General features: G+C 63.0%; 9 protein-coding genes. 4 read left to right on the forward strand and 5 right to left on the reverse strand.

Going from position 1 to position 13,331, the window contains the following annotated elements; all coding sequences use genetic code 11:
- Positions 1-52: 52 nt before the first annotated feature.
- The gene (locus tag A0O31_RS11775; RefSeq protein WP_237259054.1) at positions 53-1,018 is read right to left on the reverse strand and encodes a site-specific integrase; all 966 of its coding nucleotides are present in this window, start codon (positions 1,016-1,018) and stop codon (positions 53-55) included.
- A gap of 1,284 nt (positions 1,019-2,302) precedes the next feature.
- On the opposite strand from A0O31_RS11775, the gene A0O31_RS12805 reads away from it, so the two are divergent.
- Positions 2,303-3,223 carry a tetratricopeptide repeat protein gene (locus tag A0O31_RS12805; protein ID WP_237259055.1) on the forward strand — a complete coding sequence of 307 codons (921 nt, stop codon included), beginning with the start codon at positions 2,303-2,305 and terminating at the stop codon, positions 3,221-3,223.
- Entirely contained in the window at positions 3,220-3,663 is a 444-nt protein-coding gene (locus A0O31_RS11785; protein WP_071678133.1) for a hypothetical protein, read from the forward strand. Before A0O31_RS12805 ends, A0O31_RS11785 begins: the two co-directional genes overlap by 4 nt.
- A 464-nt stretch (positions 3,664-4,127) precedes the next feature.
- On the opposite strand, the gene A0O31_RS11795 is transcribed toward A0O31_RS11785, so the two are convergent.
- From A0O31_RS11795 to A0O31_RS11805, 3 genes are all read right to left on the reverse strand, one after another.
- Positions 4,128-4,427 (reverse strand): DUF6992 family protein, encoded by a 300-nt coding sequence (locus A0O31_RS11795; RefSeq protein ID WP_084720348.1) that lies wholly within the window; start codon positions 4,425-4,427, stop codon positions 4,128-4,130.
- A gap of 320 nt (positions 4,428-4,747) precedes the next feature.
- Entirely contained in the window at positions 4,748-5,233 is a 486-nt protein-coding gene (locus A0O31_RS11800; RefSeq protein WP_071678135.1) for a PIN domain-containing protein, read from the reverse strand.
- Positions 5,184-5,426 carry an AbrB/MazE/SpoVT family DNA-binding domain-containing protein gene (locus A0O31_RS11805; RefSeq protein WP_071678136.1) on the reverse strand — a complete coding sequence of 81 codons (243 nt, stop codon included), beginning with the start codon at positions 5,424-5,426 and terminating at the stop codon, positions 5,184-5,186. The genes A0O31_RS11800 and A0O31_RS11805 overlap by 50 nt, the downstream gene beginning before the upstream one ends.
- A 1,351-nt stretch (positions 5,427-6,777) precedes the next feature.
- Here A0O31_RS11805 and A0O31_RS12810 point away from each other — a divergent pair.
- On the forward strand, positions 6,778-8,670 hold the full coding sequence (locus A0O31_RS12810) for a sialidase family protein (protein ID WP_152024481.1): 1,893 nt from the start codon (positions 6,778-6,780) through the stop codon (positions 8,668-8,670).
- 583 nt (positions 8,671-9,253) lie between these two features.
- On the opposite strand, the gene A0O31_RS11820 is transcribed toward A0O31_RS12810, so the two are convergent.
- Positions 9,254-9,847, reverse strand: a complete 594-nt coding sequence (locus A0O31_RS11820; RefSeq protein ID WP_152024482.1) for a hypothetical protein — start codon at positions 9,845-9,847, stop codon at positions 9,254-9,256.
- A 1,950-nt stretch (positions 9,848-11,797) separates the two neighbouring features.
- Between A0O31_RS11820 and A0O31_RS11840 the strand changes: the two genes are divergently transcribed.
- On the forward strand, positions 11,798-13,297 hold the full coding sequence (locus tag A0O31_RS11840; RefSeq protein ID WP_071678142.1) for a multicopper oxidase family protein: 1,500 nt from the start codon (positions 11,798-11,800) through the stop codon (positions 13,295-13,297).
- Positions 13,298-13,331: the final 34 nt, after the last annotated feature.

Genomic DNA, 13,331 nt, shown 5'->3' on the forward strand with positions numbered 1-13,331 from the left:
ATTGCGAAGACGGCCTCAAGGGAAGGCGTCGGTAGAGGTTGTCTCGCGACCCCTACCCCTCCCCCCACCCGGGGATGAGGAGGCTCCGCATCCCCGTCCAGTAGGCCACCTTCTCCTTGGGATGCCCCGCCTGGAGGTAGTTGCGGATGGCCCGCCACCTTAGGCGGTGGAGGAGGTCCCCCCGGGCCCGGTCCTGCTTGGCGTCCATCCCCGCCAGGCGGGCAAGCTCCTTGAGGAGCCACTTGGCGTCGTCGTAGCTCAAGGGCTTCCCCTTGCCCTTCCGGGGCCCCGGGGAGAGGAGGAGCTGGGGGTAGGGGAGGGGCTGGTGGCTCGCCAGGTAGTCCCGCAAGGGGAGCCACGCCTCCAACACCTGCCGGGCCAAGGGGGAGAGGGGGACCTCCCTAAGCCGCTCCCCCCGCACCAGTAGCCTCTCCCCCTGGAGGTCCGCCCGCCACAGGCCCACCACCTCCTTGGCCGTGAGCCCCACCTCCCCCACCAGGACCAGGAGGACCTGGAGGAGGGGACGCCAGTAGGCGGGGGTGTAGGTTTCCGCCAGGGCCCATAGCCGGGCCCACTCCGCCTCGGTGAGGGGCTTTCGGCTTTGGACGTAGGGGGTGAAGCGGGGAGGGTACTCCACGTGGGGGGGCATGGGATGCCCGGCCCACTCCAGGAAGCGGAAAAGGTGGCCCAAGGCCCCCCGGGCCCTTTCCACGGTGTTCCAGGCCAAAGGCCCCTTGGTCCCCCCGGGGAAGCCGTGCTCCTTGATCCAGAGGAGGTAGGCGCGGATATCCCCCGCCTCCAGGGCGGGCCACCTCCTACCCTGGAGGGCGAGCCAACGGACGAAGAACCGGACCAGGGGGGGCACTTCCCGGTCGGGCTTCTTGCGGGTGCGGACCAGGAAAGCCCAGACGCCCTCCTCCAGGACGCCTTCGTCCCACCGCTCCAGGGCCTCCCCCACGAGCCGCTTCCTTTCCTCGGGGAAGTCCCAGGGCTCCAAGCCTAACCGATCCTCCGTCATCTTCCCTACCATGATACACCCTCCCCCCACCCCCACCCGCGCCTTCTAACCCTTGTGGGAAGGTACTCGGGATGCGGGAATGGCGTGGAGAGCGGTGCGGAGAAGAGTTGGGAAAACGGGAAGGAGGGAAGGAAAGGTGGGGGAGGGGTGGGGAAGGGCTAACAAAGGAAAGGGGTAGGAAAAAGGGATAGGCGCTCAGCACACCCGGAGCACCAGGCCCGAGTCCTTACAAGGCCATGGCGTAGACGCTATCCCGAGCGAGGGCCTGGTCCGCCACCTCCTTCGCGTACCCTGGGGGAGGTGTTCCCCAGACCATGGCCCGCAGAACTCCCCGAAAAGGAGGGCATACCGGAACCAAAGAAGCCTCTCCTCCTAGGCGGGGATGAGGCTAGCGGTGGGGTCCAGGAAGAATTTCGCTTAGGGGGGAAGCGGGCTTACGGTTTCAGATTACGCTGGAGGAGGTTCCCACTCTCCAACCCTTCTCAGGTGAGCCTATCCGGAACCCAAAGCCTCAACCAGGGACCCATCCTGCGCCACGGACCGACGTCCCCAAAGGGTCCCCTCTAGATCCCGCCACGGGATCGCAGCCTTCGGCATCCAGGCGGACCAGGAGACCACATGCCCGCCATCCGGGAGTGTTTCCCCCTCTTCCTTTTCCCCTGGCAGGAGTTTGCCAGAGCTTGTGTTAAGGCGAGGCGGTATGCGAGGGTAAGCAGCGCCGTCTCCGAGCACCTTTGGCGGACTTCTGCCAGTTTCCGACCTTCCTCCTCGAGGCCCCCCTCTTCACCCGATGAGCCCCGCATTTCGCATTCGCGGAGGCCTCGAGGCCAGGGGGAAGCTCCAACCCCGCTACTTCAAGGAGTGTTGGGGAGCTGCAATCCCCCGGTTTTCAAACCGGGAAGGAACTCGCAGACGTGCTACCGGGCCTAGCCGCAGGCGCATCCGCGTCGCATAGGCTCCGATGGTACGCAAAGCCTTCAAATACCCCCTTTCTCCACCAAGTCGCAGAAAGAATACATTGAACGTACCCCCGGACGTTGTCGCCAAAGCTACGGAGGCCCCTCCTCGGTGGATTCAAGGGGAGCCCAGGACGGTTTTCTCCCAAACTGGCCCCCTCCGCCCCGGCGGAAGAGATCCAGCTCCTGGTAGAGAGGATGGGGCAAGTGGTGGTTTGGGTTATAATTTTTCCGAGGTGGAGCCATGAGGGGTTTAGTCGCACTGTTCCTGTTGTTGCTCGGTTCCACTCCCGCTTGGGCCCTTTCTCCCCAAGAGGGCTGGGACCTCGTGGCCGCGGTGGAGAACGGCAACCACGAGGCCTATAGCCGCCTCGTGCAGGCCTACCAGGCGGGCGATTCCGAGGCTGGCGTGGCCCTGGGGATGCTTTACCTCAACGGGATCGCCTACCCGAGGGACCTAGAGAAAGCCCGCCAGTACTTCGAGTGGGCCCATGGTAGGGGGAGCGGTTGGGCCAGCTGGGCCCTAGCCGCTCTCTATATCAACGGCTTGGGCGTGCCGAGGGACCTACAGAAGGGCTTCCAGTACGCCAAGCAGAGCATGGATAGGGGCTACCCCGGTGGAAAGGCGGTGTATGGCCTCTTTCTCGGCGCCGGCCAGGGTGGTTTGAAGCAAGACCTAGACCGCGGGATCCGCCTCATCCAGGAGGCCGCGGAGTCGGGAGACCCGGTGGCCCTCAATGCGCTCGCCCGCTACCTCGCCTTTTTCGACCACCCAAAGCTTCCCAGGAACCCCCAGAAGGCGCGGGAGTACTGGGAGCAGGCCGCGGCGAAGGGCTATTACCTCGCCCGGAGCTTCCTGGCCTATGACCTCTTCTTCGGGTTGGGTGGCCCCCCGAACCAGAAGCGGGCCCTGGAACTCGCCAAGCCGTTTGTGGGCTTTGACCCCGTATCAACCACCGTCTGGGCTGCCGCTCTCTACTTCGGCCAGGGGGGTGTACCCCAAGACCGCCCCCGGGCCTGTGGGATGGCGAAGGAAAGGGCCGAGTTGTTTTCGGGCCTCGGCACCATCTACGGCCTCTGCATCCTGGAAGGGGTGGTGCCCGGGGAGCGGGCCCTGGGCTTCGCCTACCTCCTCGTTGGAGCACTTGACAGCCACCCCCTGGCCCAGTCCCTGGTCCCCGAATGGGAGAAACGGTTGAAGCCCGAGGAGGTTAACCGGGCGAAGGAGCTTCTCAAGAACCTGCCGTGACCTCCTGGCGGGCGAAACCCCGGGCCTGGCTCGGCTACCTTTACGGGTCCCTCTTCGGCCTTTCCCCCCTGGGGCTCACCCTGTCCCGCCTGATCCTGGGCGGTACTCTTTTTGCGGACTGGCTTTTCCTAGCCCGGTGGTACGAAGCCTTTTTCTCGGAGAGGGGGCTTTTCCGTAGGCACGAGGTCCTGGAGGTCTCCAAGGTGGACGTGCCCCTCTTCTTCGGCTCCGAGGCTTGGAACCTCCTCCTCTTTGGGGCCATCGGGGCTCTCTCCCTCCTCTTCGTCCTCGGCTACCGGCCGAGGCTCATGGCCCTCCTCCTCGCCCTCCTCCTCCTCGGGCTCCAGAGCCGGAACCCCTGGGTCTGGAACACGGGCCACGCCCTCATCCAACGGGGCCCTTCCGTGAAGGGCGCGCCCCGCCTCCCGGGGTGGCCTTAGGCGCCAGAAACCCGAGGGGTCGGGCTGGGCCAGCCCCTTGTCGCGCAGGAGGCGCCACACCGCCTCGGGGCTGTAGCCCTTGTGCTCCAGCAAGGGGTTGACCCCCGCCGGGGCGAACTCCTCTTCCCCGAGGAGCCCCCAGAGCCAAGCGTGGAGGGCCTCCGGGTCCAGGGGGGTGGGGGCATTCCAGTGCTTGGAGGCCTCGAGGGCGGTGGGGGAGAGGAGATGTTTGGGTCTCTCCGTATTCACCGCCCTCTTTGGAGACCCCGACAAGAAGGTGGGCTATATGCCCTTGGACGCCCGGGTCCGCTTCCAAGCGGTACAAAACGGCGAGGTAGATGTTGCCTTCCGAAACACCACCGTGACCGGTAGCTAGCGGCTTGGAAGTATGCCCAGCCCCTTTCGCTCCTCCGGCCGGCCTCGAGGCTCAGCCCTACTCCCCCAGGGTCACGGCGTGGTACAGGTCAAAGAGGAGAAGCCACCCCCCCGTGCAGAACGACAGCCCATCCTGCCCCCTGAAGCCGCGCCTCCCCCTTGGAGGCCAGCCACAATCCCCCCGCGATGTAGAGGAGGTCCAAGGCGGCGTTGAGGTAGAGGATGTCCCGGAGCCAAGCCCTGTCCGGCTCCGGTGACAGGAGCCCCACCAGGGCGATGCCCCCGTCCACGGAGGCCCAGAGGGCGTTGGTGAGCCAGAAGCCCCGCCAAACAGGGTCGGCGGCCACGAGCCCCCCAGGGCCCCGGCGAAGGACCAGGGCACGCTCCAAAGGAGAAGCCTCACGGAAAGGGCAGACCCTTGGTAGCCCTCGGGCATGGGCCCAAGGCGGCCCTCCAAGGGAGGTCTTTCCCCGAGCGGGCCGGGCGCCGTCCTGGTCGCCTGGGGTTCTTCGGAGGTGGCGGTCCAGTCCGCCCCCAAGGGTTCGCCCAACCCCTGGCCGCAGGCCAAGCCCGCCAGGAGTAGGAAGACCGCCAGGCGGAGGGGTCTTGCCATGCCCCAAGCTTCCCCTTTCCTCCCCGGCCAGACTGTGGGCCAGGGGAAACTTCCCGGCCTTCGGGACCCCGCAAACCCCTCGTCCAAAAGCCCCCCTCACCCCTGGCTCTCCAGGAGGTCCAGGACCAACCCCAAGGCTTCCCCGAGGGAAAGGACCCAGACCGTACCCACCTTTTTGCCCATAAGGTGCCCGAAATGACGTCGGTCACCGGTCACCAGGGCATCCGCTCCTGCGCTCCAGGCGGCCGCCAGGATGGGTGCATTCTCCAAGGGAAGGTCTTTCGCCAAGGCCCTTTGCACCAAGCCCCAAGGAGCCTCAGGAACCAGCCGCACGCTTTCTCGAAGGACCTGAAGGTACTCCAGGGCCTCCAGCCGTTTCGCCTCCAGGTTGCGCTGGGCCTCCTCCAAGGCGTGGGCGGAGGTGAGGAGCTCTAAGCCCACCTTGGGTGCCAGCTCCGAAAGGGCCCGCGCCCGTCCCGACTGCCAACAGGCGGCGAAGAGGACGTTGGCGTCCAGAAAAAGGCGGCGGAGCTTAGCGGGGGATGGCGGCAAGGCGGGCCCGCTCCTCTTCCGTAAGGGCATCCTCTGCCAGGAGCTCCTGGAGGCGCCCTTCCGCGTACACCTCCAGAGGGTAGACCCCGGCAGGGCGCAAGAGGAGCCCCCCTTCGGGGGCAAGCTCCACCAGGAAGTAAGCTTCCCCCTCCACGCCCATGGCCCTGAGGAGGCGCTTGGGAATGGAGAGTTGGCCCTTTCGGCTGAGCTTGGCCAGTTCCACCGTTCCAGTATATCGGACCCATGGTTTCTCGGTTTGCGGAAATTCCTTTTAGGGGTCTCCTTCCCGAAACCAAGCTTTCAGGCAAGACCGCCCACCCCCCAAGGCCTAGGAGGGAGGGGGAGAGACCAGGATGGCCCTATCCCCTCCCACTGCCATAAACCGTCCCGCGCGGTAGGTCACATCTACGAGGCGATCAGTCTGGATCCTTTGGCGGTCCACCACCCGGGTCCACCGCTCGGCTTTCCGGTTCCCTCCCATCGGTGGAAACAAGGATGGCGCCAGGCTCCCCCAGAGCCACGTAATGGCCGTTGCCGTAGGCCACATCCCTCAGACTCGGCAACGCGGCGCGCCAGGTATCCCCGGCCCCCGGCAGGGGCTTCGCGGTTTCAAGGGACCGCCCGTTCCACCTGGCCGAAGGAAGAACCCCTTGACCCGCCTTAGGATTCGCCCTCGGCGAGCAACAGGGCCCGCACCGCCTCGAGGCCAGGGGGAAGGTGGTGGGCCCCGAGGATGCGAAGCCGTAGAGCGAGGTCCTGCAATTGCCCGCGCACTTCCCCGGAGGGGAGTGGGCCCATTCCAGGGGAGTAAGAGCAATAGGGGATGGGGAAGATAACAGGATTATTGGGGCTTTTGATGCCGATGGTTTTCCAAAGAAAGAGGACGAAGAAGTAGGCCCCTTGGGGGTACAAATTATTCGCGAAAGATACCTTTCGCGAACATTTACAGGAGCGCCCAGGTTTTTTAGACAATCATCGGTGTTATTATGGCTATTAACGCCCTCTTTTGGCACTCGTGGAGCCTTTGGCCACGGGAGGATAGCGTTTCTTCACGGCTCACTAAAGCCGAGACAAGAGGTCGTGGGGGGTTCTTAAACGGGATGTCAGGGTGCTGGCTAGCCGACGGGTCGTCTCCGGGTCCCAACCTACGGAAGGCCCAATCCTCGGACCCCGCAGTCTCTTCCTTTAGGGAATCAACCCCCGCGCATCTGGAAAGCGCTGTCGCACAGAGCCTCGAGGCCCCTATCGCCTTGGCCATGTCATGGCTTCTAGGAGACGTACTTTTAACCTACAAACAAGCGAACGGCCACTCCGAACACAAGCCTGTACTTCACGCTCCGGCTTGTGTCCTTCACGTATGTATAGGGGCATTGGTTTCAATGCCTTTCCCCTACCGAAGCTCTAGCGACGAGCGGGAAGGCTAGCTAACAAGGGCCTACAGGCGTGCACAAGCGGCAGCGCACCCCTGAGCAGGAAGTCTCGGGAGGTGGTGAAACCCCCGTTAAGGGATTTGTAAGGCCCCTTTGGGAGAGTGAAGTATGGGGATGCTTGAATTCCCCATGCGGAGGTGAGCCGTGAAAAAAGCGTGGCTCCTGTTAGGCGTGGCTCTCATTCTTCTAGTGGCTGGTTGTGCTATGCAAGGTAGTCCCGATCAGGGAAATGGCGGCGGGGGCAACGGGGGAGGCGGCAACGGGGGAGGCGGCGTTCTTGCTTGCTCCCCTACTGCTGGGAATCCCGGCGAAACGTGGAAAGTTGCCTTCAGCTACGCTCCAGAAGCCATAATTTTTGCTGGGGGCTGCTACGTGGCGGTGGAAGGCTCTTCCGCCTTAATCTCACCGAATGGCCTCATGTGGCATGTAACCCAGTTGAACGCAAACGAGGAACTTTCCGACGTGGCGTTCGGGAGGGGGCTTCTCGTTGCGGTGGGGCGTGGCCTTTACACCTCCTCTGATGGGCTGAATTGGAACCGAACGTATCTCCCGTCAGCGCCGTCGTGGTTGTCCGGTGTCGCTTACGGGGAAGAGAGTGGGCTTTTTGTAGCTGTGGGGTCTGAGGGTGCGATTTACAGTTCCGTTGATGGAGAAAACTGGGAACGCCGTAGCTCCCCCACCACCTCTAACCTGGCTGATGTGGCCTACGGTGGCGGGAGCTTTGTTGCGGTGGGTCGGAATGGAGTCATCGTTTATTCGCAGGACGGGGTAAACTGGACGACTGCTCAGGCAAACGGCGCCGATGACCGCTTCTCCGTTGCGTTTGGAAACGGGAGGTTTGTGACAAACGGCCGAGGCGGTCTCTTCCTCTCTGAAGACGGGGGTGCTAGTTGGAGTAGGGCGAACGCTCCGGTGAACATCTTTTCCACAGTGGCGTTTGGCCGTGGCACTTTCGTCATAGGGGGCGGGACGCCAGGAACTGTGGTCCTATCGCCGGATGGAGAGAACTGGGAAACCATCCCTGTGCCCACGCAGGCAACGGTTGACTTCGTTGCGTACGTTAACGGCAAGTTTTTGGTGTTAACCCAATATGGGGATGTCTTGGTGTCAACAGATGGCCGCAACTGGGAAACTGCATTCAATCCAGGCCAGGATCCTATAGCGATCCGGCACGTCAACAATCGGTTCTATCTCCTCCTAGAGGGACCCCGTATTACCAGAATCGCCTCATCCCCAGACGGAATATCTTGGACCTTGCATGACCAATCCATTCCAGGTGTGATAACAGCTTTGGCTTACGGGTCGAACCGGTATGTGGCCGTCGGGAGGGACGGCGCCCTCTACTACTCCGAAGACGCACAGGAGTGGTTCCCCGGCCAGGTAGCTGGGGCATCCAGCGAGTGGGACCTGACGGACGTCGTTTATGCGGATAACCGCTTTGTGGCGGTGGGACTAGGAGGGCTAGTGCTGGTCTCGGAAGACGGAGAGCGTTGGGACGTAAAACAACCTTACGGCCCTACTGAAAATGACTTCTACGCCCTTGCCTATGGGGCAGGCACGCTCTTAGGCGCTTCTGAGGATGGATTTTTATGGATCTCCTCCGATAGGGGTGATACCTGGACGACGGTTGACACGGGCGCAGGGGAGAATTTAAACGCCATCATCTACACCAACCAGCGCTTCGTTGCCGTCGGCGACAGAGGAACGATTGTAGCGTCAGACCCGTCTAATGTGGAGACCTGGACCCTCGAGGAAAGCGGCCTTACAGGTTACTCAGTCTACGGCGACCTTTACAGTGTGGCCTACGATGAGCAGCGCGACGTTTACCTCGCGGTCGGGGTCTTCGACGGCTACATCGGCGGAGAATGGTACAGCTGGCCAGTCATTCTCCGGAAATGGGGAAACGACAGCCACAACCCCTGGGAACCTCTCACGCGGGATTTCGACAACAGGAGTTTTCTAGAATTTCGCTCCATCGTTTTCGGCAACGGCCGATTCGTGTGCGCTGGTCCCTATAGCGTTGGCGTAACACCCTAGCGCTCAAAGCGGCGCGCGAGAAACGTACCGTGCGCTTGAAGGCGCTGACGTAAGGGACGTGTTAGCTGGCCTGCCTGCTAGAGGCAGGCCAGCAGGTTTTCCCCGGCTTACCCCTACACGGGGCTCGTTGTTTGGCCGAGGGAGTAGACGGGGTCGAGGCGCACCACCTAAAGTAGGTGAGCAGGAAGAGCCTCTTCCCTCCCAACCTCCCAACCAAGGAATACCGCTCGTACCCCCGCAAGAGAAGCGGTCAGCGGAGGATCCTGGCTCGTGTGTCCAATCCGGCGCCCTCTGGTCCGAGGCACCGCCTGGGTCTACACATAAACCGCAGCACATGGGCAGGTAGAAAGGACTCCGCCTCCAGCTTGGATGAGGGTATGAAACACTTACCTTACAGGTTGTTCATTAGTGGCTCACGGGTACAAGCGGGCTGCAGCTTAGCCCACCGGCACGTCCACGCGGGTTTCATCGGAGAAAACGTTGGCAAGGGCGGGAGGCATGACGTTGCAAGGGTTGCAGAGCCCACATGCACAAGGATCCCCGCCCTTGCACCCAGATGCGTCGCGGGGTGAAGCTACCCCTCTTAAGGGGAACGCGAGACAATCACTTTGCCGACGCCCACGAACTTGCCGTTTCCGTAAGTCAGGCCAAAGATATCCGTGGGTTCACCGACCACTACGGAAGCTTCCCGAATATTCGGAGAGGACGCCCTGAGAATCCCCTTGTAGCTGACTTGGAAAAAGCACGTATCCCCGCCACAAGCGATGCCCACGGCCCTTTGGTCCCTGCCTGCCCCGTCGCCGTAGACCTGCCATTGCGTGCCATCCTGAGATTCTAGCACAAATACAGTTTGATTGTTCCCTTCCGTGCCCCCAACAACGAGGAAACGGCCTCTCTCGGCATCGTAGAAGAGGTCTCCCACGTAGGCCGTGGAGGAGTAGGGGTCAGGGCGGTAGTGAGTTAATGTCCAATCCGTTCTGTTTTCGGAGGCAAAGACGACTACCCCGTCCCCCAAATCTCCGAACCCAACCCCCGCCACAACAAAGCGCCCGTTGCCATACGCTACGCGGTACCCGTGCCTTAGCCCATAAATGGGCTGTCTCGTCCAAGTGTTTCCGTCGTAGTAATAGACGCCGTGATCTGAGCCGAACACCCACTTTCCCTGGGCGTAAATCACGCTATAGGGGTAAAACGCGCCCGAGGGAGGCTGGAGGTTAGTCCACGTTACCCCATTCGTGGACGTATAGATGCGGCCAGCAGGTCCCACGGCGATGTAGGTTCCGGAGCCATCGTACGCAGCGTCCCAACGGATCCCCTAGTCCATTGCTCCCCGTCGGACGAGACCCAAATGTCCTGCCGTGGCTCCCCCCCCGCAAACGCGCTCAAAGCCAGGAATCGACCCCCTTTGTACACGACGCGCAAAAGGTCGGGGTTCACCGTCGGTTGGTGCGTGGTCCAGACGGTGAGAGGAACACTTTTTTGTGTAGCGCTGTTGCCATACGCCACCTTCACGCTTAGATCGTGGGCACCGGAGGGCGCGTTGGAGGAAACCGTAACGTTAAGCGTCATCGTTTCTTCACCATTGGATGGAACGGAGATGGTTTGCTGGCTGGAGGAGGGTCTAAGCCAAGTAACGCGCTGGCCGTTTTCCAGCACCTCTACTTCCACTTCACCCTGAAAACCGTCCTGCGAGGACAGCGTAAGCGTAAGGGTTAGATCTTGGCCTTGATAGACCTCGTAAGCGGTGAGCCTTACCGACTCCAGGGTGAGCTGGGAGGAAGTACCTCCACCACTCCCACCGCCCCCGCCGTTACTTCCTCCACCACCGCCGTTACCGCCTCCACCCCCCAACTGTCCAGCGCAAGCAGCGAGCAGAAGGACAAGGCCAAAGCCAACCAAAACCAACCGGAAAGACAGGAGCATACCTTCACCTCCGCTTCTTACGTTAGACATCACCCCCTTACAAGGACCTTAAACGCCCGGTTAGAATACGCTTGCTACACTTACCCGCAGTAAGTAGGCCCAAATATAGTAGAGAAGTCCGCCATTCAGAAGGCAAATGCGCCATGCCGGGCCAGGGGAGCTGGGAAGGCGGGGATGGTGGGATCAGAGGACATCCACGCCTCCCTCCTCTGGATCAAGGAGCACGGCTTCTCTGGGAAGACCAAGGAACCTTTTGCCTGAAGCACCGTGGAAAGGGTTCGGGGGGACTTCCTCCACCACCTAAGGTGGTAGGCCATCCGCCGCTACCTCCAGGTGGGGCGTCCCAAGGAAAAGGTGGCCTACTGGACGGGGATGCGGAGCCTCCTCATCCCTGGGTGGGGGGAGGAGGCGAAAAGGGGGCTCAAAGCCGCCCCCGCCACAGCCAGAACAGGCAGATCCTTGCCCGGAATTGGCATCTAGGAATACCTTAGCCGGCAACACGTAGATCCCCCAGGCCCGGTGGAAGGCTTCCAGGTCCGCCGGGGAAACCCGGGCGTTTTCGGCAAACTCCTCCAGGCGCTCCTCTCCTTCGGCAAAGTGACCTGGCCCCCCGCCTGGAGAGAAAGGTGACCGCGCTGCCCGCGCTTTCAGATCAGTAGAAAATCGGTTATGTCTGGGCAACTTCCTTCAACGGCACGATAGCGCTGCCCCTCGCTGTCCAGAACTGTCGGTCGCATCAGGGCCGAAACGGCGAATTTCAGGATGCCCAGCAATGCAGCACAGTAACCAACACCTAATCCATGGCACCACCGGCATGAACCCGGCCCAGGCTCGCATCGGGGCCCGCGGGCGGCGCCACTACGCACGCCTCGCCCCTATTCGACATTACCCGCAGCGCGGTGACCGGGACATGGAGTCCGCCCACACGACAATTATGATTAGACCCCGTGCAGATTTGCGAAACGGCGAAAGCTTCTTGTTGTGGGACTCCCGGCGGCACGCCCCGGTCTGCCAGGCCTGTGCCGAGGTCTGCCAGGCCATCGCTGACCCCGACGGCACCATGAGGGCCTACGCTGACGCCTGCCGCCACGGGATCAGGAATGCCGCCCCGTGCCCCAGGCTGCCCGCGAGCCCCTAGCCGTGGCCGGGAGTTGCCTATTACACGGGCTTAACACTCCAGGCGCAGGCTAAAGCAGGAGGTGTTATGAACCGACGCGAACTGCTGAAGTACGGTGTCCTGGGCTTGGTGAGCAACTACGGGCTCTCGAGGCTCCCCGCCTTCGCTCAAAGCCCCTTTCCCCAGCCCCGCACGCTCCAGGTGCGCCGGACCGATGGCCTGGTGGAGGTCCAGATCACCGCCCAGCAAAGCCACCTGATCCTGGGCGGCAAGCCTGTCTGGCTGATGACCTACGGCGGCTTCCCCGGCCCCACCCTGCGGGTGCGCGAGGGCGAGACGGTGCGGCTGAAATTCACCAACAACCTTCCCGAGCCTACCAACCTGCACCTGCACGGCTTGCACGTGCCCCCTAGCGTGGACGACTCGATGGCCCTGGTCCAGCCTGGTGAGAGCCGCCTTTATGAGTTCAGGATCCCCAAGGGCTCGGCGGGGACTTACTGGTACCACCCCCACGTCCATGGCCGGGTGGCCGCACAGCTCTACGCGGGGCTGGCCGGCCTGCTGGTGGTGGAGGGGCCGCTCGACGCCCTGCCCGAGTTGAAGGAGGCCGAGGAATACCTCCTGGTGCTCAAGGACTGGGTTTTCTCCGGCGACCGGATCCCCGCCTGGACACAAATGGACTGGATGAACGGCCGGGAGGGCAGCCTGCTCACCGTCAACGGTGCCGTGCGCCCGACCCTGCGTGCGCAGAAAGCCACCCTGCGCCTGCGGCTCCTAAACGCCAGTAACGCCCGCTACTACCGGCTGGCGTTGGAAAATCAGCCCCTCTACCTCATCGCCACCGATGGCGGCTTCCTCGAGAAGCCCGTCGAGCTCACCGAGCTCCTGCTGGCCCCCGGTGAGCGGGCCGAGGTGCTCGTGCGCCTGAGCCGGCCCGGCACCTACCGGCTGCAGGCCCTCCCCTACGACCGCGGGGCGATGAGGATGCACGGGGGCATGCACAGCGTGATGGGCGATCAGGGCATGGGCCAGGGGATGGGAACGATGGACCACGGCGGCATGGGGGGGATGGGCGACACGGGGACGATGGGCTCCCTGATGGGCATGGGAGCCACCCGCCTCGAGACCCTCCTCACCATCGTGGCCCCAGCCAACCCCAAGCCCATGCCCCTGCCCACCTCGCTGGCCCCCATCGAACGCCTCGATCCCGCCAAGGCCGCTGCCACCCGCCGCCTGGTGCTGGGCGAGCGCATGATGCAGGCCGAGTTCTTCATCAACGGCCGGATGTTTGACCCCGGCCGGGTGGACATCCAGGCCAAGCTGGGGACGATCGAGGTCTGGGAGCTCGTCAACGAGACCGAAATGGACCACCCCTTCCACCTACACACCTACCCCTTCCAGGTGCTCTCGCGGGACGGCCAGCCGGCACCCTACCGGGCCTGGAAGGACACCGTGAACCTGCGCCCGAACGAGACCGTACGAATCGCGGTGCCCCTACGCGACTTCGGTGGGATCACCGTCTACCATTGCCACATCGTCGAGCACGAGGACCGGGGGATGATGGGGGTGCTCGAGGTACGGCCCTAGCCCCCCTTCCCCGGTACCGGAGGGGAGCCATGGT

This window comes from Thermus brockianus (assembly GCF_001880325.1).
Lineage (GTDB): Bacteria > Deinococcota > Deinococci > Deinococcales > Thermaceae > Thermus > Thermus brockianus.

Bases quoted from the DNA above. Each gene is read 5' to 3' on its own strand.
- A0O31_RS11775 (WP_237259054.1), bottom strand. From the start codon at position 1,018: ATGACGGAGGATCGGTTAGGCTTGGAGCCCTGGGACTTCCCCGAGGAA.
- A0O31_RS11800 (WP_071678135.1), bottom strand. From the start codon at position 5,233: ATGCCCTTACGGAAGAGGAGCGGGCCCGCCTTGCCGCCATCCCCCGCT.
- A0O31_RS11840 (WP_071678142.1), top strand. From the start codon at position 11,798: ATGAACCGACGCGAACTGCTGAAGTACGGTGTCCTGGGCTTGGTGAGC.